Source organism: Desulfosoma sp. (genome assembly GCA_037481875.1).
In the GTDB taxonomy this organism is placed as follows: domain Bacteria; phylum Desulfobacterota; class Syntrophobacteria; order Syntrophobacterales; family DSM-9756; genus Desulfosoma.
In genome coordinates this window covers 81,902-104,256 of record JBBFKY010000001.1, presented here as the reverse complement: position 1 = coordinate 104,256, position 22,355 = coordinate 81,902, and the positions used below count along the sequence as shown (strand labels likewise).

The following is a 22,355-nucleotide window of genomic DNA, read 5'->3' as shown; positions in this document are numbered from 1 at the left end:
ATTCCATGGAAAGAATTCGAGGCAAAACCGTTCTGCTTGGGGTCACGGGCGGCATCGCGGCCTACAAGGCTGCGGAGCTGGGACGCCTTCTGGTCAAAGAGGGGGCCGCCGTTCAAGTGGTCATGACTCGGGCGGCGCAACAGTTTATCACGCCTTTGACCCTGCAGGTGCTTTCAGGTCGGCCGGTTCTCACAGACCTCTTTGACCTGGGCATGGAATCCGAAATCGGCCATATTCATGCAGCGCGCTCCGCAGACGTGGTGCTTCTAGCCCCCGCCACAGCCAATATCTTGGCTAAGATGGCCTGCGGCATCGCAGATGATTACCTCACCACCGTGCTCTTGGCCACGGAAGCCCCCGTGATCGTCTGCCCCGCCATGAATCACAAGATGTACACTCATCCGGCCACCCAAGACAACCTAGCCGTCTTGCGGCGCCGTGGTGTCTGGGTTGTGGAGCCGGAATCCGGGGCTTTGGCCTGCGGTGAGGAAGGTCCAGGACGTTTGGCGGATCTTTCCATCATTTTGGAAACTACATGCCGGGCTCTCACCCCCCAGACCCTCAAAGGCAAGAGGGTTCTTGTCACTGCCGGACCCACCTGGGAACCTTTTGATCCGGTACGCTTCATCACCAATCCATCCTCAGGCAAAATGGGCTTTGCTCTGGCCTTGGAAGCAGCCCGACGCGGCGCCCATGTGGACCTGGTCACCGGACCCACCTCCCTGCCCGATCCCCCCGGGGTCCCCACGCATCGAATCACCACGGCTCGAGAAATGGATGGGGCTGTACGAGCCTTGGCTCAGGACGCTCATCTGGTCATCATGGCCGCCGCCGTCAGCGACTACAGACCGGAAGAAACCGCCCTACAAAAGATCAAGAAAGATGAGAAGGACTTGGTGATTCGACTGGTGCGCAACCCGGATATTTTGGCAAGCCTTGGCAAAGAAAAAAAAGCCGGTCAAATCCTCGTGGGGTTCGCGGCCGAAACGGAACAGCTGATTCGAAACGCCACGGAAAAACTTCAGAGAAAGAACCTGGACCTTATCGTGGCCAATGATCTGACACAACCCGGCGCAGGCTTTCGAACCGACACCAACGTGGTCAAAATCCTGGATCGTACCGGGGGAGTGGAAGAGCTGCCCTGTTTGTCCAAGGAAGAAACCGCACGGCGCATTCTGGACCGCATCGAAACCCTGTGGCTGTCGTAAAACACCCCGCACACATCGACCAACAATCTGTTGGGGCGGACCAACGTGTCCGCCCAGAATCCCTACACCCTGTCGTCATGCAGCCACGGGGCCGCCTCGCACCCCGCAAAGCCCCAAAGGGGCACATCATGCACCGCGCCCTTCACCAAGAATCTGGAGGGGCGGACCGACGTGTCCGCCCCTGGGCACCATGGCTAGCGGAGAACCCAAGTTCTTCATGCTATCCGGACCATTTTTACCGCAAGAGAATATTCCGGCGTGTTCGAAACCGACGCACGCCCATGAATCCCGCCCCTTCAAAGAGGTGAAAACACGTCTATACTTTAAAGGACGTGTCCTGATATGTTTCCAGATGCATCCGCAACGTCGCAAAAGGAGAAACCATTGGATCACGACCAGGAACGACGAAGCCTTCAAGCGACACTTTCCAGCCTGAGGCTCTGGGGGTTGCGTGAAGTCCTTTTGCCCGTTACCACTCCTTCCACGGCGCCACAACAGGAAAACACCACCATCCTGCAGGACCAAGAAAAAACCGTGGAAGACCGTCAAGAGAAACCTACGGCTTTGCAAGGACCCTGTCTGACAACGATGAAAGGCGGCGGTTTTCCTGGGAGCTCGAGCCTCCGGCCTGGGCATGATGCGGGCGGGACACTTGCGCTCCCAGGGAATCAAACGTTTTCACACAAGGGCCTAAGTCCCCGGCCAAGCGACGAGGCGTTGCCCGAAGCGGAACGTGAAGCCAAAAGGCGTCTTTTGGAAGAAATTCGCTCGGACCTTGGGGATTGCCGCCGGTGCCCTTTGCATCGAGGGCGCACCCATATCGTTTTCGGAGAAGGCGATGCGGCGGCACGATTGGTTTTTGTCGGAGAAGGTCCCGGAGCCGATGAGGATCAACAGGGAAGACCTTTCGTCGGTCAGGCAGGACAGTTGCTGAACAAGATGATTCATGCCATGGGGTTGCGTCGTCAAGAGGTCTACATCTGTAACGTGGTCAAGTGCCGTCCTCCGGGAAACCGTGTCCCTTTGGCCGAAGAAATCCGCCAGTGTGTTCCTTTTCTCATTCGGCAGTTGGAAGCCATTCGACCTCAGGTTATTTGTACCTTGGGAGCATGTGCCAGTCAGACACTGCTGGGAAGCACGGCCTTCATTTCAAATCTTCGGCGTAAGATTCACCTGTGGCGAGGGATTCCGCTCATCGCCACTTATCACCCCGCTTATCTTTTGCGTAACGCATCGAAAAAAGCGGACACCTGGAAGGATCTTCAAGGTGTGATGGAACTGCTTCAAACAGAAAGAACCTAGGGAAACCCATGATATCGATGCACAGGAGGGCTTCCATGCCCAAGTTTTCCCGCTTCATGAAAAGGCACCGCATCGGATGGCTCGCACCCCTCGGCATGGTGTGCCTAGCGTTGCTGCTCTGGACCATGCGGTTCGTCCCATGTTCCGCACAGGCCGCCGAAGACAAACGTCCCATCTACATCATTCACGTGCACGATACCATTAACCCAGGGCTTCAAGATTTCATTGAACATGCCATTGAGACGGCTGAAGAGGCAAGCGCCGAGTGCCTTATCGTGGAACTGGACACCCCCGGCGGTTTGGTCAGCGCCATGCGAGGGATCGTCAAAGCCATGATGAACGCCAAGATTCCTGTGGTGGTCTATGTGTCGCCGAGAGGGGCTCAGGCTGCGTCGGCGGGTGTCTTTATCACGGCGGCGGCGGATGTGGCGGCCATGGCTCCGGGAACCAACATCGGCGCGGCGCATCCGGTCACGGCCACGGGAGGGGATGTTCCGGAAACCATGAATGAAAAGGTCGTCAACGACCTGGTGGCTTTCGTGAAAAGTATCGCTGAAGAACGGGGTCGAAACGCGCAGTGGCTTGAAGAAGCCGTGCGAAAGAGTGTATCCGCTACGGCGGAAGAAGCTTTTGCTAAAAATGTCATCGATCTGGTGGCTCAGGATATTCCGGATCTTGTCAAGCAACTGGACGGCTGGCAGGTGCAGCGCAAAGGATACCAACGCACATTGCATACGCACGGCAAAGAGATCGTGCCCATCGAACCCGGATGGCGCCACAAGGTGCTTCGAGCCATCAGTAACCCCAACATCGCTTACATTTTGCTCATGATCGGTCTGGCCGGCCTGTACTTCGAACTGTCCCAACCCGGTGTGATTCTTCCCGGTGTCATTGGAGCCATCAGTCTGGTGCTGGCTTTCTACGCCATGCAGACCATACCCGTTAATTATGCAGGCTTCATTTTGATTGTTCTGGCTGTGATCTTTTTCATCCTGGAAATCAAAGTAGCCAGTTACGGCATGCTCAGCCTAGCCGGAACCCTATCCCTGATCTTGGGATCCCTCATGCTCTTTCACGTGCCGGGACAACCGTTTCGAGTGGCCATGTCCGTTTTTATACCGACGGTGCTCACGGTGTCGGCCTTCTTCGCCGCCGTGGCCGCCTTGGCTTTTCGAGCCCAAATGCGACGGCCTCAGGTAGGTGTCGAAGCCCTCATCGGGGCTGAAGGCACGGTGACCCAGGCCTTGAATCCAGAAGGAAAGGTTTTCGTGGAAGGGGAACTCTGGAACGCCGAAAGCGATCAGCCTGTTCCGGAAGGAGCCCGCGTGCGTGTGGTTTCCGTTCGGAATTTGAAGTTGCACGTCACCAGAATCAATGATAAATAGGGGGCGTTGCCTCAGAAATGGATTTGATTTTCCTTGAAATATCGGAGGTTTTTATGTCCCTTTACGGCCTGGCGACGGTTGTCGTCCTGGTGGTGTTGTTTCTGGCCAACGCCATTCGCGTGCTCAATGAGTACGAACGGGGTGTGGTGTTTCGTTTGGGGCGTGTGATAGCGGCTAAAGGTCCGGGCCTCATTATTCTAATTCCCCTCATTGATCGAATGCAAAAGGTAAGTTTACGTCTCGTGGCGGCGGATGTGCCTCCACAGGATGTGATTACGCGGGATAATGTGTCCGTCAAAGTCAATGCGGTCATTTACTTTCGCGTGGTGGATCCGGTGAAAGCTGTGATCAGCGTGGAAAATTATCTTTACGCCACAAGTCAGCTTGCCCAAACCACGCTGCGCAGTGTCTGCGGGCAGGCGGAACTGGACGAATTGTTGGCGGAACGGGAAAAGATCAACGCGCATCTTCAGGACATTTTGGATCGCCACACGGACCCCTGGGGTATCAAGATCACGGTTGTGGAACTGAAACATATCGATTTACCGCAGGAAATGCAGCGGGCCATGGCGCGTCAGGCGGAAGCGGAACGGGAAAGGCGAGCCAAGGTGATCCATGCGGAAGGAGAATTCCAGGCCGCCGATCGACTCCGCGAAGCAGCGCAGATCATCCAGGAAAATCCCATGGCCATGCAGCTTCGGTATTTGCAGACCTTAAGGGAGATTGCCTCGGAAAACAATTCCACCACCATCTTTCCGGTGCCGATTGATCTCATTAGGCCTTTTCTTTCGGATGTGGGTGTGACGACGGCGAAAGCGAAGAAGGAGTCGGACAATGGGTAAGAAGAAGGAAAAGCAGGTCAAGGAAAAACCTTTAGACAAAATGACCGCCAAGGAATTGCGTGAGTTGGCCCTTAAGCTGGAAGGCATCGTAGGGGTTCACGCCATGAACAAGGCGGAACTCATCGCCGCCATCAAGCAAGCCAAGGGCATTGCGGATGAAAGCACCAAACAGAAGGCGGTGGATGTGCGAGCCTTAAAGGTCAAGATTCGAGAACTGCGTCGAAAACGCGACGAAGCCAAGGAAGCGGGAAACACCAAGTTGGCGGACGCATTCCGTCGCCGTATCAGCAACCTCAAGAAAAAAACACGCCGGGCAGCCTAACTCGGGGAGGGTCTCGAACAAACTCATGACCTACGAAGATGCCCTAGAAATCCTCGACAAACACATCCATACAGACACCCTCAAGAAGCATTGTCTGGCAACCCAGGCGATCATGCGGGAAATGGCCCGGCGATTTCAAGAAGACGAAGAATCCTGGGCCATTGCCGGACTTTTGCACGATCTGGACTACGAACTCACCAAAGACACCCCTGCCGAACACGGCAAGAAAACATTGGAACTGTTGGACGGCACGGATCTTTCTCAGGCCGTCAAGGACGCGATCGTGCGTCACAATGCCGAAGCCTTGGGTCTCGAGAGAATCACCCGCCTGGATTACGCTCTCACCTGTGCGGAAACCATCACGGGGCTTCTGGTGGCTGCGGCTCTGGTGCATCCTGAAAAGAAGATCGCCGCCGTGGAAGTGAAGTCCGTCAAGAAACGGATGAAGAGCAAGGATTTTGCCAGATCCGTCAATCGGGATCACATTCGGTTATGCGAAAAGATTGATGTGCCCCTGGATGACTTCATTGCCTTGAGCCTTAAGGCCATGGCGGGCATGGCCTCGGAATTGGGGCTGTAAGGAACAGCATTTGTAGGGAGCCGGCGCAGTGGCGTGGCCATCGGCGAACCGCCGGCTTGCATACAAGGAACCGGCCGTCACAGCGGCCTAAGCCGCGACGAAGGAGTGCTCATGAAGGTGGAGCCTAAAATCGTTGCCGCCATCACGGCGGCTGTCGCGTTTTATATGCAGGCCCAAGCGGCGCAGACCGCCGCGCAAGCCCCGGCAATGCGCGCACCGGAACCTGCAAAACCCGCCGCGCCGTTCAGTGCTTGGGTGCTTTCGGGTCGCCAATCCATGATGGAAATGAGGCGTCTGTGGCAGATGCGCCTCGCTCGATAATGGCTGTCCTCTCTCGATCCCTTCCCACATCAAAAGGAGACACACAATGGCGGAACAGCATGGCGTGTTGACAGCCGGACTCGTGGATGAACCCATTCCCGTGACGAACCCCGTAAAGATACAGGATCTGACCTTTCGAGACGGACACCAGTCTCTGTTCGCCACTCGAGGCCGTACGGAAGATTTTCTTCCCATCGCCGAAGATATGGATAAAGTGGGCTTCTATTCCATGGAAGTGTGGGGTGGAGCCACTTTTGACACCATGCACCGTTTTTTGGGTGAAGACCCTTGGGAACGCATTCGCACTCTGAAAAAGTATATTAAAAACACGCCTTTTTCCATGTTGCTGCGCGGCCAGAACCTGGTGGGCTACCGCAATTATCCCGACGATGTGGCGGAAGCCTTTGTGGAAAGAGCCTGTGAAAACGGCATGGATATTTTTCGAGTCTTTGATGCTCTGAACGATTTTCGTAACTTCGACACGGCCGTCAAGGTCATCAAAAAGCACGGCAAACATTTTCAGGGCGCCATCTGTTATTCGCTCACCGAATCCCGTATGGGCGGTGAAGTGTACAACCTGGAATACTATGTTTCCAAGGCGAAGCAATTGGAAGACATGGGCGCCGACACCATTTGTATCAAGGACATGGCCGGCCTCATCGCTCCTTATGACGCGTACATTCTCATCAAGACCCTCAAGGAAAACGTGAAAGTTCCCATTCATCTCCATAGCCATTTCACGTCGGGCATGGCGGATATGTCCCTGCTGAAGGCCATCGAAGCGGGCGTGGACATCGTGGACACCTGTTTGTCCCCGTGGGCCTACCGCACCTCGCATCCGGCCGTGGAACCTTTGGTCGTGGCCCTGAAAGGCACCAACCGCGACACGGGCATGGATCTCAAGCTTCTGGCCAAGTGCAGCGAATACATGGAAAAGATTTCTCCCAAGTATCGGCATCTGCTGGATGATCGCATGTCCATCATCGACATCAATGTGTTGCTGCATCAAACTCCGGGCGGCATGTTGTCCAACCTGGTGAACCAACTGCGGGAAATGGATGCTCTGGACAAACTGGACGACGTGTTTAGGCAGTTGCCCATTGTAAGGCGTGAATTGGGCCAGGTACCCTTGGTGACACCGACGAGCCAGATTGTGGGAATTCAGACGGTTAACAACGTGCTGTTCGACACCAAGGATGAACGTTACAAGATGATCACGGCTCAGGTGAAAGACCTCTGTTACGGCCTCTACGGCAAAACCCCGGTGCCCATCGATCCCGAAGTGCAAAAGAAAGCTCTTAAAGGCTATCCACGCGGGGAAACACCCATCACGGTGCGTCCCGCGGATGTGTTGGAGCCTGAACTGGAAAAGGCCAAGAAGGATGTGGAAGGCTTGGCCAAAGACATTGACGATGTGCTCATCTACGCCCTGTACCCCACGACGGGCAAGAGGTTTCTGCGCTGGAAATACGGCCTGGAACCCATCCCGGACGAGGTCAAGCCCAAAACATTGGAACAGGTCAAAGCGGAGGAGGAGCTTATGAAAAAGGCGAAGGCAGGCCTGTTGGTGGAAAAGCCTCAGAAGGAAGCTCCACCGAAAGGTCCCGGAGTGTGCACCTTCAACGTGTTCGTGGATGGGGAATACTTCCAAGTGGAAGTGGAACAGGTGGGCGGAATGCCTCTTGTGACCCAGATTACGCCCATGGCTCAACCGGCGGCCCCATCCGCGCCTGTGCAGCCTGTGGCACCGCAACCGATGGGCCCTCAACCCATGGTGCCTCCACCTCCGCCTCGACCCGCACCCGCCCCGACACCGCAACCGGCCGCCCCGGCACCGGCTCCGAAACCCGCGGCGGCTCCTGTCAAGGGCGGCACCAACATTGAAGCTCCCATGCCGGGCATGATTATTCGCTATGAAAAGAAAGAAGGCGACACAGTCAAGGAAGGGGACGTGGTTCTTATTCTGGAAGCCATGAAGATGGAAAACTCCATCACCACTCCTGTGGCGGGAACCGTTCTCAAAATCAACTACAAGGACGGCGATAGCGTTCAAAAGGGCGATGTCCTGGCCGTGATCGGTTGAAAAGGAGCGGGCACAATGAGTCTCAAGCGGAAAAAAATCACGGTGGTCGGTGCAGGGTTTGTGGGAGCGACTGCGGCTCACTGGGCTGCGGCCAAGGAATTGGGGGATGTGTGCCTGATCGACATCATCGAAGGCATGCCTCAAGGCAAAGCCTTGGATCTCTTGCAGGCTTCACCGGTAGAAGGCTTTGATGCCCAGATTATCGGCACGAACGATTACAAAGACACGGCGGATTCGGATGTGGTCATCATCACGGCGGGCTTGCCGAGAAAACCGGGCATGAGCCGTGATGATCTGTTGTTCAAGAACACGGAAATCGTCAAAGCCGTCACTGAACAGGTGGCCAAATATTCTCCCAATGCCTACCTGATCGTCGTCTCGAATCCTCTGGACGCCATGGTGTATGTAGCTCACAAGGTGAGCGGGTTTCCCACCAACCGTGTCATGGGCATGGCCGGTGTGTTGGATGCCGCCCGTTTTCGAGCCTTTATCGCCATGGAACTGAATGTTTCCGTGGAAGATGTCACGGCCTTCGTGCTTGGCGGTCATGGTGACACCATGGTGCCGCTGCCCAGGTACTCCACCGTGGCAGGTATTCCCCTTCCCGACCTTTTGCCTTCGGAAAAGATTCAAGCTCTGGTGGAACGCACACGAAACGGTGGGGCGGAAATCGTCAATTTACTGAAAACGGGTAGTGCGTTTTTTGCCCCGTCGGCCTCGGCGGTGAGCATGGCCGAATCCATCCTCAAGGATAAGAAACGCATCATGCCGTGTGCAGCTTACTGTGATAAGGAATACGGCGTCGGTGGGTATTTTGTGGGGGTTCCGGTCAAACTGGGTGCCGACGGTGTGGAACAGGTCATCGAAATCAAGCTGCTTCCGGAAGAAAAGGAGGCCTTTCAGAAGTCCGTGGACGCCGTGAAATCTTTGGTGCAAAAGATCAACCTGTAAAGGTTGTGGGACTGGCGTGGAGGGGCACGGCGTGGGCCGTGCCCCTTTCTTTTTCAGCCTGTTGTGAAACTCCCTCGTGAGCCCGTCCAGGTCGTCAAGGCCACAGATTTCACCACCTCATGAAAGCCATGCACCCAAAGAGGGTTGAGGAAAAAGAGGCTGCTTGACCCTTCAAAGGTATCGGCTTTAGGATAAAGGTAGTGACAAAAAGAAGAGGAAAGGGAAATAAATCGGCGCATTTCAGCTTGGCCTCCATTCGCTCTACGGAAGGTGAAACTTATGGAGATCAAAGAAGCCATTCGCGCGGCTTTGCAAGAATTGATTGTTCCTGAACTGGACCACATCCGGCAGGAGCAGTCCGAGGTGAAAACACATTTGGCCGCAGTTCACAGGCGCCTCGATGATCTCAATGCACATCTGGTGGATCAAAGCCGACGCATCGATGCTATTCGGGAAGAGCTTATACATCGCATTGATAAGACCAACGAGCGTATTGATAAAACCAACGAGCGCATTGATAAAACCAACGAGCGCATTGACGCCCTCCGGGAAGAGCTCACGGAGCGTATCGACGCTGTCCGGGTAGACCTCACACAACGCATTGATGCTGTCCGGGAAGAACTCACCCAACGCATTGAGGGTGTCCGCATGGACCTCACACAACGCATTGATGCTGTCCGGGAAGAACTCACCCAACGCATTGAGGGTGTCCGCATGGACCTCACACAACGCATCGATGCTGTCCGAGCGGAACTTACACAACGCATCGATGATGTCCGGGTTGATCTTACACATCGCATTGATAAAACCAACGAACGCATTGATAAGACCAATGAACGCATTGATGAATCCAACCAGCGCATTGACACCCTTAGAGAAGAACTCACCTCACGCGTCGACGCTGTCCGAATGGACCTCACACAACGCATCGATAAAACTAACGAGCGCATTGCTTCACTTAGGGAAGAGCTCCTACACCAGATCGAAGGTGTCTACGGAAGGCTCTATGAGGTCACAGTGCGCCGGGAGGAATATCATGAGCTTGAGACTCGGGTTTTAAAGCTGGAATACGATCTTGCTGAACTTAAGCGCAGGGTGGCCTAGGAGCTTGCCCAAGAACGCACAACGACCGCTGCATCCCATGCCTTTTAAGGTAGGGACGAGGCGGGGCCTCGCCCATGTAAACCCGAAACTGCGCTCTTGAAGCACAAGGCGTTCGGCCGGCTTATTTTCTGGCCGGACGCCCGAGCTCCCAGGGACAAGTGGGTTCTCGGGCAGGCTCTGAGAGCGTCAAGATTGGCGGTTTGACAGCCAATGAAGTAGGAGTCCTTGGTTTCACCGGCAGGTCCTCCGGTCCCTTGGAAAACCGTCGCCTGCTTAGATTCTCTCCAAACTTCTACGCCAGCCACTCGCGCTTCTTGACGGCTTCCTTTTTCAGCCTGTTGAGCGTCTCTTCCAGGACGGGGAAGACATTTTCTCGAATATCGCCGGCCACCACGATCAACAACACATCATCACCCACCTGGCGTCGTCCCGTGTACAGGTAGGCTTCCACGGCGGCAATTCCCGGCCGAGACCGAACCTCGGAAAGCACTCGGGTCCAGGCTTCCCAATCGCAATCGATGTCCAGAGCCACCGCGGGAGCTCCATCCCGGCTGGTGCCACGCACCACGCCGTTATGGCAGGCATACATACCGACCTTGGCAGGATCCAGCTTCTTTTTCAAATCGTCGATCATTCCTTGCAATGTCACCATAGTCTTGTCCTTTACCTTTCCAGGTGTCGCTTCAGGAAAAACACATGTGCCCTGTTCACCATCCCTCTTGCATCCCTTTACCCCTCAAGGTATAAGTCATTGGTCCTTGTGAAAATTCACGCGGCTTATCCATCGGTCGATTCCCATTCGGACGTATCAAACGGGACAGGAACCGTGACGGGCTCAAGACCCGCATCGGCCCGAGGCCGAATCCGCCAGCACATCGCATGCTTCAACGAAATGCCTCGTCGAGCGGGCTTGCCGATGTCTATTGTCCCTGCCAGTGTTTCCGGTTTTTGTCAATCCTTTGTGCACGACAAAATTTTTTCGACGCTTGAAGGCTTTAAGGAGCGGTGGCTCCAGCAAGCCTCGAGCGTTTTTGGGCCAACGCGGAAAGCGATTGAGGAGGGTCATCATGTTTGACGACAAGGCACTGGAACGTATTCGGGCAGGAAAAGACAACTGGGAAAAAACCACTTTGGCCAAAACCCTGCCCAAGGCACCCGAACGCAAACAGGTTTTTACCAGCATTTCGGGAACACCCGTAGAAAGGCTCTATACGCCTTTGGATGTGTCGGGCATGGACTATGAGCGGGATTTGGGCTATCCGGGCCAGTACCCTTTTACCCGAGGGGTCCAGCCCACGATGTATCGAGGCCGCTTCTGGACCATGCGCCAGTATGCCGGGTTCGGAAACGCTCGAGAAAGCAACGCTCGGTATCGCTACCTTTTGGAACAAGGTCAGACGGGCTTAAGCGTCGCGTTCGATCTTCCCACCCAGGCCGGCTATGACAGCGATCATCCTCTGTCCATGGGGGAAGTGGGTAAAGTGGGTGTCGCCATCGATTCCCTGGACGATATGAAAATCCTTTTCGACGGTATCCCGCTCGATAAGGTCACGACATCTATGACCATCAACGCTCCGGCTACGGTGCTTCTGGCCATGTATCTGGCCATCGCCGAAGAACAGGGGGTTCCTTTTGACAAGGTGGGCGGGACGGTCCAGAACGATATCCTCAAAGAAATTATCTGCCGCGGCCAGTACATCTTTCCGCCCAAACCCAGCATGCGCCTCACGGTGGATCTTATCGATTACTGCTTCAAAAACGTTCCCAAATGGAACACCATTTCCATCAGCGGCTACCACATTCGCGAAGCGGGATCCACAGCGGCGCAGGAAATGGCTTTTACCATCGCCGACGGTATCGCTTATGTGCAGGCTTGTGTGGATCGAGGACTTGCCGTGGACAGTTTCGCCCCGCGCCTAAGCTTCTTCTTCAACGCGTTCACCAACGTTTTGGAAGAAGTGGCCAAGTTCCGAGCAGGTCGGCGAGTGTGGGCTCGTATCATGAAGGAACGCTTCGGAGCCAAAGACCCACGGTCCATGATGATGCGTTACCATGTGCAGACGGGCGGAGTCACCCTGACGGCTCAGCAGCCTCTGAACAATATCGTTCGCGTGGCCTTGCAGGCTTATGCGGCGGCCCTGGGAGGATGCCAGTCCCTGCACACCAATTCCTATGATGAAGCCCTGTGTCTGCCCACACAGGAAGCGGTGACGGTCGCCCTGCGCACCCAGCAGATCGTGGCCGAAGAAAGCGGCGCTACGGATACCATCGATCCTTTGGCCGGATCTTACTTCGTAGAAGCCATGACGGATAAAATCGAAGCGGAAATCGAAGAATACATCAAAAAGATCGATGCCATGGGCGGGACCCTTGCCGCCATCGAACAAGGCTATATCCAGAAGGAAATTCAAGACAGCGCCTACCGATTTCAGAAGGAAATCGAGTCAGGAGAGAGGGTTTATGTGGGAATCAATAAATACACCATGGAAGAACCTGAACCCACAAACCTGCTCAAGGTGGACATGAAAGTCGGGGAAATTGAAGCGGCCAAGCTTCAAAAGTTACGCGCCGAAAGAGACCAGGCTAAATGGAAAGCGGCTCTGGACAAGCTGCGTGAAGTGTCCCAGTCGGATGAAAATGTTATGCCGGCCGTGATTGAAGCTGTGAAAGCCCGAGCCACCATCGGCGAAATCTGCGATGTATGGCGGGAAATCTTCGGGGAATACCGGCCGAAGGAATTCGTGTAGGGAAAATTTCACCGCAGAGGTGCAGAGAGCGCAGAGAAGGAGTCACAGCCATGGCACAGGAACGCAAGATCAAGATCATCGTGGCTAAACCCGGCCTGGACGGCCATGATCGCGGCGCTAAGCTCTTGGCCCGCATTTTTGCGGAAGCCGGTATGGAAGTGGTGTACACGGGGCTTCGGCAAACTCCGGAAATGATCGTGGAAACCGCTTTGCAGGAAGACGCCGACGTGGTAGGACTTTCCAGCCTTTCAGGCGTGCACATGTATTTCTTCCCTCGAGTGGTCCAGCTTCTCAAGGAAAAAGGTCTCGACGATGTTCTGGTGGTCGGCGGCGGCATTATCCCGTCGGAAGATGTGCCGGAACTGAAAAAGGCGGGAGTGGCCGAAATCTTCGGTCCGGGAACCCCCACGGCCAAGATTGTGGAATTTATCAAACAAAATGTTCGCCGCCGCGATTAGCGGAGGATGCATGCAGGATTACGCTCAACAGATTCTGGAAGGTTCCCCGAGGGCTGTGGCGCGGCTGATCAGTTGGCTGGAAGACGAGGATGAGCGCGCCTTGGATGTCATGGAACAACTCTACCCGCACACGGGTCGAGCCTACACGGTGGGGATTACGGGATCTCCAGGAGCCGGCAAGAGTACCCTGACGGACAAACTCGCCTTCGCCTTGCGAAAAAAAGATCTCACGGTGGGTATTATCGCCGTGGATCCCAGCAGTCCTTTTACGGGCGGAGCGGTTCTGGGGGATCGTGTGCGGATGAGCCGTCTGTCCACGGATCCTGGTGTGTTCATTCGCAGCATGGCCTCACGAGGATACCTGGGAGGGCTTGCCAAGGCGACGGGGGAAGTGGCTAAGGTTCTGGATGCTTCCGGGAAGGATGTGATCCTTATCGAAACCGTCGGAGTCGGCCAAGACGAAGTGGACATCATTCGATTGGCCGACACCACCTGCCTTGTGCTGGTACCCGGACTTGGGGACACTATCCAAAGCATGAAGGCCGGGGTGATGGAAATCGCCGACATTTTTGTGATCAATAAGGCGGATCGGCCCGGAACCAACCAACTCTACGCGGAGGTCACATCCCGCGTGGAACAGGATGCCCATATCAAGGAACGCCTGTGGAAACCGCCGGTCGTGAAAACGGTGGCCGTGGAAGACCAAGGTGTGGACACGCTGGTGCAGGCCATCGAAGAACATCGGCGTTTTCTGGAATCCTCCGGAACCCTTGTGGAAAAGCGTCTTCGACGCGCTCGGGAACAAACCCTTCAGATGATTCACGGAGAACTTTACCGACGCCTTCTGCGTCGCCTAAGCAGTGACGGTCAACTGGACAGCCTGGTGGAAGAAATCGCGTCCAAGAGGCGCAGCCCTTATCGGATCATGCGCGAAGTGGTTTCGCGATGGTTGAAGGAGTGATTGCACCGCAGAGGCACAGAGAACACAGAAGTTTCGGGCGGCCGGGTTCTTGCGCCGCGGCGCCGCAGCCCATAGCCTAGAACGCACCATGGATCTGAACGAACTCACATCCAAGGGGATCGGAGCGGCCATTGAAGTGCATCGGCACCTAGGGCCAGGCCTTTTGGAATCCGTCTACGAAGAGTGCCTGGTCTATGAACTTCACCTACGTGGGATGGCTTTCAAGCGACAGGAACCTTTACCCCTTTTCTCCAAGGGCCGAAAAAGCAAAACTGATCGGCGCCGAAGGCGCCGGCCCGTGGGCTGTGGCGGCGTCTCAGCGCCACAGCCCACGCAGGGGCGCACGGCAGGGCGCCCCTGCCTCCGCGCCCTCCGCGTCTCTGCGGTGCCTTCTTAAAAACAATCATCGACAACCCAAAACCCAAGCAAACGAACAAACCAACCCCAATGCACCCACATCAAAGGAGGACTCCCATGAAAGTACTCAAAGTGGACCACATCGGCATAGCCGTCAAATCCATCGACGAAGCCCAAAAACTCTACCACCAGCTTCTGGGCCTGCCCGATCACGGCCGGGAAACCGTGGAAGAACAAAAGGTCACCACGGCCTTTTTCCCCGTTGGAGACACGGAAGTGGAACTTCTGGAATCCACGGCTCCGGACGGGCCTGTAGCCAAATTCATTGAAAAAAAAGGTGAAGGCGTGCACCATATCGCGTTTCGAGTGGACAACATCGAGGCGGCCCTGGAAGAACTGAAAGCCCAGGGGGTTCAGTTGATTGATCAAACGCCGAGAAAGGGTGCTGGAGGGGCCCGTATCGCCTTTTTGCATCCCAAGTCCACTTACGGCGTTCTCGTAGAACTGTGTGAACGCAAAGATCATTAGAGGGAGCCAACAAGGGCCCATGCCTGAAACCGACTTTGAGGCGTGTGTCATACGGTGGGAGCACGCCATGGTTTAGCCGCAAGAGCGGGCCTTGGGCCCGCGTCTTCGGCACGTGTCCCATCGTCGACTCGCAGACGAGGATTCTTTTCAAGAATTCAAAAAGTGGATGCCATGGCAACGGAACGGACCTTTCCTTTTTCGGCTCTCGTAGGGCAGGACCTTATGAAAAAGGCCCTGCTTCTTAACGTGGTGGATCCGTCCCTGGGGGGTGTGCTCATCAAAGGGGAACGAGGGACGGCTAAATCCACGGGGGTGCGGGCTCTGGCGGATCTCTTGCCCACCATTCGCGTCGTGGAAAACTGCCCGTTTCGCTGTGACCCTGAAATCGTCGAAAACTTGTGCCCTTGGTGCCGTGAAAAGGTTGCTTCCGGGCAAAACCTTCCCGTCGTGGAAAGACCTGTGCGTCTGGTCAATCTGCCTATCGGGACAACGGAAGACCGACTTTTAGGAACCATCGACATCGAAAAGGCCCTGAAAACGGGCGTCAAAGCCTTTGAACCCGGTCTTCTAGCCGAAGCTCACCGCGGGATTCTTTATGTGGACGAGGTCAACCTGTTGAACGATCAGATCGTGGATCTTTTCCTGGATGCGGCCGCTTCAGGTCGCAATGTGGTGGAAAGGGAAGGAATCAGTTTCAGTCATGCCAGCCGGTTCATTCTGGTGGGCACCATGAACCCGGAAGAAGGGGACCTTCGGCCTCAGCTTTTGGATCGATTCGGGCTTTCGGTGACCATACGAAGCATTGAATCCTTGGAAGAACGCGTGGAAATCATCAAACGTCGGCTGGCGTTTGAAGCGGATCCGGAAGGTTTTCGGTCTCGGTGGGCTGAACAGGATCAGGCTCTGGCTCAAAAGATTCAGTCGGCTCGACAACGACTCCACACCGTCACCCTCACCGAGGATCTTCTGCAATTGGCTTCTCGAATCGCTGTGGCCATGGGAACCGATGGGCATCGAGCCGACATCGCCATGATCAAGGCGGCACGAGCGCACTCGGCTTTGGAAGGTCGAACCAGTGTGACCGAGGACGATCTTCATCTGGCGGCCCGTCTGGCTCTGCCGCATCGCGTGAAAAAAACGCCTTTGGAAAAAGCCGAACTGGATGAGGAAAAACTGAAGGAGCTCCTGAAATCGGAAGCCGGCACGGGAGCCGGAGAACCGCAGCCTTGGGTTCCTGTGCACCACAATGTCCCTAAGGCCTCCCCCAAAGCCAAGCATTCCATGTCTCCCGTGGAATGTGTCACCCATCTATGCCCGACCAGTCGCACCCTTCTGGCTCACATGCCTTGGCATCGCCTTCAGCCGGGCACCCATCCGGGAAGACGGTTTCTGCTTCCCTTGGCGAAACATTCAGGAACCGTCCACGGGTCGAGATGGCCCATAGCGGGGGAACACACCGTCGATCTCTCGCTTCTCGGCACTTTGAGGGCCGCCGCTCCGTATCAAGCCGGCCGTCGCAACGGAAATCCTACGGCCAATGGCCGGCCTGTTTTGGCCCCCCACGATATTCGGCTTCGCAAAAGATCTCGAAAAACAGGCCTTTCCCTGGTGATGGTGGTGGATTCCAGCGCGAGCATGCGAAGCAATGACCGCATGTCCATCACCAAAGGGGTTATTGACGCATTGTTGCAGGATCTTTACCTGCGTCGCGATAAACTGGGCATCGTCACGTTTCGGCACACCACGGCCGAAGTCTTGCTGCCGCTTACCCACAATATTCGAGATGCCGCTACGGCTGTGGATACCTTGCCCGTAGGAGGCCGTACGCCTCTTGCTCTGGGACTTCACCTCGGGCTTCGGTTGCTTCTTCAAGAAAAACGAAAAAATCCGGAAACCGTGCCCGTGATGCTTCTCTTTTCCGACGGCCGTCCGAACATGAGCGCCTTCGGGGCCGATCCTGTGGATGAAACCTTTCATTATGCGCGGGAAATTAAAAGGCTGGGGATTCAAGCCATTTTTGTGGACACGGAACTGGATCCCATGGCCGGAGGCTGCTCGTATGAAATCGCGCGCCGCATGGGCGCCGTCTATCTTCCCGTGGACCGTTTGCTGCAACGTCGGTAAGGTTCCGCCACTTTGAGTGAAACCCCTTCCCGATGAGGCGTGCTGTTTCACCACAAAAACGCAGAGAACGCAGAGGTTTCGGGCGGCCGGGTTCTTGCGCCGCGGCGCCGTAGCCCATAGCCAGAACATACCATGGATCTGAACGAACTCCCATCCAAGGGGATCGGAGCGGCCATTGAAGGGCATCGGCACTTAGGGCCCGGCCTTTTGGAATCCATCTATGAAGAGTGCCTGGCCCATGAACTTTACCTGCGTGGGATGGCTTTCAAGCGACAGGAACCTCTGCCCCTTTTCTACAAGGGCCGAAAAAGCAAAACTGATCGGCGCCGATGGCGCGGGTCCGTGGGCTGTGGCGGCGTCTCAGCGCCATAGCCCACGCAGGGGCGCGGCAGTGCGCCCTTGCCTCCGCACCCTCCGCGTCTTCGCGGTGCTTTCTTAAAAACCGCAGAGGCACAGAGAACACAGAGGTTTCGGGCGGCCGGGTATTTGCGCCGCGGCGCCGCGGCGCCGCAGCCCATAGCCTAGAACACACCATGGATCTGAACGAACAGACATCCAAGGGGATCGGAGCGACCATTGAAGGGCATCGGCACTTAGGACCCGGCCTTTTGGAATCCATTTATGAAGAGACCCTGGCTCATGAACTTCACCTGCGTGGGATGGCTTTCAAGCGACAGGAACCTCTACCCCTTTTCTACAAGGGCCGAAAAAGCAAAACTGATCGGCGCCGAAGGCGCGGGCCCGTGGGCTGTGGCGGCGTCTCAGCGCCAGAGTCCACAGTCCGGGGCGCACGGCAGTGCGCCCTTGCCTCCGCGCCCTCTGCGTCTCTGCGGTGCCATTGTCTCACACCCACCCCCTCCTACCATCACCCAGGCCAATCCGCAACCCAACCCCTTTCTCCACACCCAAACCACTCCACCCTTCCACACCCTCTCTCCCTGCTCCCTCCCTCATGCACACTCTCACCCGCCCCGAGGCAGTCGATACCCAAACTCCCCCAACACACGACGATCCCGCCGCCAGTTTTTCTGCACCCGCACATACAACCCCAGATACACCTTGCATCCCAGCAACCGCTCCACATCCTCCCGAGCCTGCCGGCCGATTTCTTTCAAGCGCGCCCCGCCCTTGCCAATAATGATCCCCTTCTGCGAATCCCGCTCCACATGGATGGTCGCCTCAATGCGAATCAAAGGCTTTTCCGGCTCCTCTTTGAACACATCCACCGTGACCGCGGTCGCATAAGGGATTTCCTCTTCCGTCAAATGAAACACCTTCTCTCGAATGATCTCCGCCACCAGAAATCTCTCGGGCTGATCCGTGACCATATCTTCCGGATAGTACCGAGGTCCTTCAGGAAGCAGCTTTTCCAGTTCGTCCAGAAGTTCCGAAACACCGTCCCCTGTCAGGGCGGAGAGGGGAACCACGGCTTCAAAAGACCTCATTTCCGTGTAGCGCTGCATCAAAGGCAAAAGCATGGCCTTGTCTTTGACAAGATCCACCTTGTTCAGCACAAGAATGACCGGCGTGGCCAGTTTTTCCATGCATTGCAGCACGAACCGGTCCAGATCCATGCCCTTGGCGGTCACATCCACGATGAAGGCGACAGCATCCACGTCACTCAAGACCCCCAGAGCCGTTTCCACCAGAATCTTGTTAAAGGTATCGCGGGCCCGATGAATCCCCGGAGTGTCCACAAACACCATTTGCGACCTAGGTGTGGTGTAAATCCCCAGGATTCGGTTTCGAGTGGTCTGCGGCTTGGAGCATGTAATGGATATCTTTTCCTTGAGGATCTGGTTCATAAGCGTGGATTTTCCCACATTGGGCGCCCCCACCAACGCCACAAACCCCGACTTGTATGAATTTTTCTCCATCCCAGCCTCGTGAATCTCTCGGTGAAATTTTGATTCTTGAATTTTGGTTCAGCCCGGATGCTGCCTAAACAACCTTTTCGTGCAGGTAAGGGTATGTCCTCTGTCGCCAACGTCACTGGTTTACGAAATCTTCAAAAGCGAGGGAATCACCATCACGTGACGCGGCAAACCCATAGTGACTGTCTTTCCTGGGGACTTCGGCTGGAGCTGTTAGAAATTTAAAGACTGAAGTTCACCTCGGGCTGCGCGGTCGTTGTCGGCTCGAGCCATCATCTCCACCAGGGCATCAAAGTGTACTGTGGGTTCCCAACCCAGTCGTTCCTTTGCTTTGGATGCATCACCCAGCAGATAATCCACCTCGGCCGGCCGATAGAACGCCGGATTCACACGCACAATGACTTTACCACTGTTTCTGTCTATCCCACGCGTGTCAACGCCCTCGCCTTCCCATTCGATTTGAAAGCCGAGGCATTCCGCAGCCTTTTCCACGAATTCTCGAACCGAGTGGCTTTCTCCGGTGGCCAGCACGTAATCGTCCGGTTCCCGTTGCTGAAGCATGAGCCACATCCCTTGGACGTAATCACCTGCGTAACCCCAATCCCGCTTGGCTTCCAGGTTCCCCAGTTCCAGCACCTCTTGCTGGTTGTGCTTGATCTTGGCAAGGCTCGCTGTAATCTTTCGGGTCACGAACTCCCGCCCTCGAAGCGGTGATTCATGGTTGAAAAGGATCCCCGAAGAAGCATGCATGCCGTGGGCTTCCCGGTAATTCACCGTGATCCAGTGGCCGTAAAGCTTGGCCACGGCGTAAGGACTTCTCGGATGGAAAGGGGTTCTTTCGTTTTGAGGAACTTCTCGAGCCTTGCCGAACATCTCGGACGTCGAAGCCTGATAAATGCGAGCCTCAGGTCGAAGAGTGCGTACCGATTCCAGAAGGTAGGCCACGCCGACGGCGTTCACATTGGTTGTGTAAATCAGCTGGTCGAAAGAAACCCCCACAAAGCTTTGGGCCGCCAGGTTATAGATCTCATCCGGCTGAACTTTCTGGATGGTTCGCATGATGTTTGTGAGTTCCAAAAGATCCATGGGGATCAACTGAACCTTTCCGTCCAGCCCTAATTCATGAAGCCGCCAAAGATTTACGGAAGCGCTTCTTCTGTAAGCCCCATAAACCTCATAGCCTTTTTCCAGCAGCAGTTCCGCCAGATACGCCGCATCCTGACCGGTAATTCCCGTGATAAACGCCCGTTTTGTCATCAGTTAACCTCCTAGGACAGATTCTTAACAATGACAAACAGTCAATCTCAAGCCACTAAAAAATCAGCACCTAAATTGAGCCAATGACTGCAGCGAAACCCTTTTTTCTTGAGTACATCTTTGAATCGAAAGCAGTCTTCAGGGATCCAATTGGCTTTCCACTTAAACCCGCCCGATGATGATCCTTGGCGTCGAAATTGATGGCATGCAGCCCCCGGGTCTCTTCGACCGCCCAACAGATGGCCCAAGCAGGTCCGTTGTCGATGCCGGGCAACTTTGTCCTCGGAGCGTTGGGCAGTATGAGGGCGTAGATGAGGACTTGCGCTAAAGGATTGATAAGCCTCCGGAGTCCGCCGAGCTTGTTTCGGGCAAAACGCCTGACCTGTTCGTTATGATTGGAGCTCCAGACAAAGTGATGGTAACGCCACAAGGCGTAAAGCATTCCGCGCATTAGGCTGCTCCTGGGTGAAGTCTTTGAGTGCGACGGCGTGTTCCTTCACCATGGTCACATGGCACTCGCTCTATAGCCACCTGTCAGCCCCCATTCAAGAGCCAAGACCTCTTGGATTGCCGGGGTCCGCCCGTTAAGACACGCGGTTTTTTTCGAGCACTTTGCGAAAAACAGCAAGAGTCTTCCGGGCTGTTTGAGTCCAACTGAACGCGGCGGCACGTCGAAGACCCTTCTGAGAAAGATGAGCACGGTACGCTGAAGAATCGGTCACTTCATCGATGGCGGCAGCTAAATCCTCAGCATCGAAAGGGTCAATCAACCTCGCGGCATCCCCGGCTACTTCAGGCATGCTGGAGACATTGGAACAAATGACCGGGCATCCACACGCCATGGCTTCCAGAATGGGTAGACCGAAGCCTTCATACAAGCTGGGGTAAACAAGAGCGGTGGCTCCCGAATAAAGGCGAGCCAAGGTTTCGTCATCCACGTAACCCACAATCATGATTCTTTTTTCCAGCCCCTTAGATCGGGCCGCTTCCAGCCAACGCTTCTCACCCCATGCTTCCCAACCGACGAGCACAAGCGGAATGGCGAATCGGCATCGTTCCAAAGCTTCAATCACAAGACCAATGTTTTTCCGGGGTTCCAAAGAACCAACGAAAAGCAGATAGTCTTCGGGCAGGCCAAGAGCCCTGCATGTGGCCGCCACGTGTTCTCGAGGTCTGGGCCGAAAAACTTCCGCGGGTGCCAGTGGAACGGCTGTGACTCGATTTTCTGGCCATCGCAAAATCTCGCAGGTTTCTTTGCGTGTGTATTCGGAAAGAGTCATAATGTGTGTTGCATATCCCATTTTTCGTCGCCAAAAGTGCTTGAAAAACCACACTCGTTCCCTTGGATGTGTTTCTGGATACCGAAGCAGGGAGAGATCGCACAGGCTGAACACCTGGGGCACGGTCGATAAGGCCGCAGGGGTAAAGGAAGCTTCATGATAGATGTCGTAGGGCTTCTTGTGGCAGAGGCGCTGCAATCTATTTTCGTACCCAAGCCAATGAAGACAACGAAGGGTGAAAACCGCCGGGTCCGGAAGCTTCCACAGAGTGCCTATGTATCGGGCCCATCTTGATGGTTCCGCGGCCTGCGGCATGGAATCGTATATTTTCCTTCCATCGAAGAAATCCACCTGAATGTCGCGACAACCCTCATCAGTTTTCATGGCTCCATAGAGGCTTCTCAGGTAACGGCCGATACCCGTCATCAGGCCAAGAAGTGGAATTGCGTCAACAAGTATTCTCATGGTCGCCTTTCCATGCTGTTCAGAAGGCAAATCCAAAGATCCACGTCTACGAGTGTTCTTGATCCGGCCCATGCGGATCAGGATCCGGCCCGAAGACCTAAACCGGCGTTTCGGGATTCTCCTGTGATGAATTGATGTTGCGATGCAGCTCTGTGTCGGCTGCAAACGATACCAGCACGGCTCTACTAGAAACCAGCCGCGGATGC

General features: G+C 55.4%; 22 protein-coding genes. 17 read left to right on the top strand and 5 right to left on the bottom strand.

What is annotated here, in order from left to right:
* Nucleotides 1-5 precede the first annotated feature (5 nt).
* The 10 genes from coaBC to WHS46_00380 all read left to right on the top strand — a co-directional run bounded on the left by coaBC (nucleotide 6) and on the right by WHS46_00380 (nucleotide 10,098).
* Nucleotides 6-1,208, top strand: coding sequence for a bifunctional phosphopantothenoylcysteine decarboxylase/phosphopantothenate--cysteine ligase CoaBC (coaBC, locus tag WHS46_00425; protein ID MEJ5347138.1), 1,203 nt, complete (start codon nucleotides 6-8; stop codon nucleotides 1,206-1,208).
* Nucleotides 1,209-1,592: 384 nt separating this feature from the next.
* Nucleotides 1,593-2,510 carry a uracil-DNA glycosylase gene (locus WHS46_00420; GenBank protein ID MEJ5347137.1) on the top strand — a complete coding sequence of 306 codons (918 nt, stop codon included), beginning with the start codon at nucleotides 1,593-1,595 and terminating at the stop codon, nucleotides 2,508-2,510.
* Between the two features lie 35 nt (nucleotides 2,511-2,545).
* A complete protein-coding gene (locus WHS46_00415) occupies nucleotides 2,546-3,895 on the top strand; it encodes a nodulation protein NfeD (GenBank protein ID MEJ5347136.1) in 1,350 nt (449 codons plus the stop codon).
* A gap of 17 nt (nucleotides 3,896-3,912) precedes the next feature.
* Nucleotides 3,913-4,737 carry a slipin family protein gene (locus tag WHS46_00410; protein ID MEJ5347135.1) on the top strand — a complete coding sequence of 275 codons (825 nt, stop codon included), beginning with the start codon at nucleotides 3,913-3,915 and terminating at the stop codon, nucleotides 4,735-4,737.
* Nucleotides 4,730-5,059, top strand: a complete 330-nt coding sequence (locus WHS46_00405; protein ID MEJ5347134.1) for a Rho termination factor N-terminal domain-containing protein — start codon at nucleotides 4,730-4,732, stop codon at nucleotides 5,057-5,059. The genes WHS46_00410 and WHS46_00405 overlap by 8 nt, the downstream gene beginning before the upstream one ends.
* A gap of 25 nt (nucleotides 5,060-5,084) precedes the next feature.
* Complete coding sequence (locus WHS46_00400) at nucleotides 5,085-5,639, top strand: HDIG domain-containing metalloprotein (protein MEJ5347133.1); 555 nt, start codon at nucleotides 5,085-5,087, stop codon at nucleotides 5,637-5,639.
* Between the two features lie 111 nt (nucleotides 5,640-5,750).
* Nucleotides 5,751-5,960, top strand: a complete 210-nt coding sequence (locus tag WHS46_00395; GenBank protein ID MEJ5347132.1) for a hypothetical protein — start codon at nucleotides 5,751-5,753, stop codon at nucleotides 5,958-5,960.
* 46 nt (nucleotides 5,961-6,006) lie between these two features.
* A complete protein-coding gene (locus tag WHS46_00390) occupies nucleotides 6,007-8,043 on the top strand; it encodes a pyruvate carboxylase subunit B (GenBank protein MEJ5347131.1) in 2,037 nt (678 codons plus the stop codon).
* 15 nt (nucleotides 8,044-8,058) lie between these two features.
* Nucleotides 8,059-8,994, top strand: coding sequence for a malate dehydrogenase (mdh, locus tag WHS46_00385; GenBank protein ID MEJ5347130.1), 936 nt, complete (start codon nucleotides 8,059-8,061; stop codon nucleotides 8,992-8,994).
* Nucleotides 8,995-9,273: 279 nt separating this feature from the next.
* A complete protein-coding gene (locus WHS46_00380) occupies nucleotides 9,274-10,098 on the top strand; it encodes a hypothetical protein (protein MEJ5347129.1) in 825 nt (274 codons plus the stop codon).
* Nucleotides 10,099-10,390: 292 nt separating this feature from the next.
* On the opposite strand, the gene WHS46_00375 is transcribed toward WHS46_00380, so the two are convergent.
* Nucleotides 10,391-10,750: a molybdenum cofactor biosynthesis protein MoaE gene (locus tag WHS46_00375; GenBank protein MEJ5347128.1), complete on the bottom strand. Its 360-nt coding sequence runs from the start codon at nucleotides 10,748-10,750 to the stop codon at nucleotides 10,391-10,393.
* Between the two features lie 415 nt (nucleotides 10,751-11,165).
* Between WHS46_00375 and WHS46_00370 the strand changes: the two genes are divergently transcribed.
* From WHS46_00370 to WHS46_00340, 7 genes are all read left to right on the top strand, one after another.
* The gene (locus WHS46_00370; GenBank protein MEJ5347127.1) at nucleotides 11,166-12,845 is read left to right on the top strand and encodes a methylmalonyl-CoA mutase family protein; all 1,680 of its coding nucleotides are present in this window, start codon (nucleotides 11,166-11,168) and stop codon (nucleotides 12,843-12,845) included.
* A gap of 50 nt (nucleotides 12,846-12,895) precedes the next feature.
* Nucleotides 12,896-13,303: a cobalamin B12-binding domain-containing protein gene (locus WHS46_00365; protein ID MEJ5347126.1), complete on the top strand. Its 408-nt coding sequence runs from the start codon at nucleotides 12,896-12,898 to the stop codon at nucleotides 13,301-13,303.
* A gap of 10 nt (nucleotides 13,304-13,313) precedes the next feature.
* Nucleotides 13,314-14,264 carry a methylmalonyl Co-A mutase-associated GTPase MeaB gene (gene meaB, locus WHS46_00360; protein MEJ5347125.1) on the top strand — a complete coding sequence of 317 codons (951 nt, stop codon included), beginning with the start codon at nucleotides 13,314-13,316 and terminating at the stop codon, nucleotides 14,262-14,264.
* Nucleotides 14,265-14,352: 88 nt separating this feature from the next.
* A complete protein-coding gene (locus WHS46_00355; protein MEJ5347124.1) occupies nucleotides 14,353-14,661 on the top strand; it encodes a GxxExxY protein in 309 nt (102 codons plus the stop codon).
* Nucleotides 14,662-14,738: 77 nt separating this feature from the next.
* Complete coding sequence (gene mce / locus WHS46_00350; GenBank protein MEJ5347123.1) at nucleotides 14,739-15,149, top strand: methylmalonyl-CoA epimerase; 411 nt, start codon at nucleotides 14,739-14,741, stop codon at nucleotides 15,147-15,149.
* A 171-nt stretch (nucleotides 15,150-15,320) separates the two neighbouring features.
* The gene (locus WHS46_00345; protein MEJ5347122.1) at nucleotides 15,321-17,273 is read left to right on the top strand and encodes a VWA domain-containing protein; all 1,953 of its coding nucleotides are present in this window, start codon (nucleotides 15,321-15,323) and stop codon (nucleotides 17,271-17,273) included.
* A 132-nt stretch (nucleotides 17,274-17,405) separates the two neighbouring features.
* Entirely contained in the window at nucleotides 17,406-17,645 is a 240-nt protein-coding gene (locus tag WHS46_00340; GenBank protein MEJ5347121.1) for a GxxExxY protein, read from the top strand.
* A 590-nt stretch (nucleotides 17,646-18,235) separates the two neighbouring features.
* Here WHS46_00340 and era read toward each other — a convergent pair.
* From era to WHS46_00320, 4 genes are all read right to left on the bottom strand, one after another.
* Nucleotides 18,236-19,150 (bottom strand): GTPase Era, encoded by a 915-nt coding sequence (gene era, locus WHS46_00335; protein MEJ5347120.1) that lies wholly within the window; start codon nucleotides 19,148-19,150, stop codon nucleotides 18,236-18,238.
* Nucleotides 19,151-19,360: 210 nt separating this feature from the next.
* Nucleotides 19,361-20,404: a GDP-mannose 4,6-dehydratase gene (gmd, locus tag WHS46_00330; GenBank protein ID MEJ5347119.1), complete on the bottom strand. Its 1,044-nt coding sequence runs from the start codon at nucleotides 20,402-20,404 to the stop codon at nucleotides 19,361-19,363.
* A 70-nt stretch (nucleotides 20,405-20,474) separates the two neighbouring features.
* Nucleotides 20,475-20,855: a hypothetical protein gene (locus WHS46_00325; GenBank protein MEJ5347118.1), complete on the bottom strand. Its 381-nt coding sequence runs from the start codon at nucleotides 20,853-20,855 to the stop codon at nucleotides 20,475-20,477.
* 133 nt (nucleotides 20,856-20,988) lie between these two features.
* Complete coding sequence (locus tag WHS46_00320) at nucleotides 20,989-22,149, bottom strand: glycosyltransferase family 1 protein (protein MEJ5347117.1); 1,161 nt, start codon at nucleotides 22,147-22,149, stop codon at nucleotides 20,989-20,991.
* Nucleotides 22,150-22,355 lie beyond the last annotated feature (206 nt).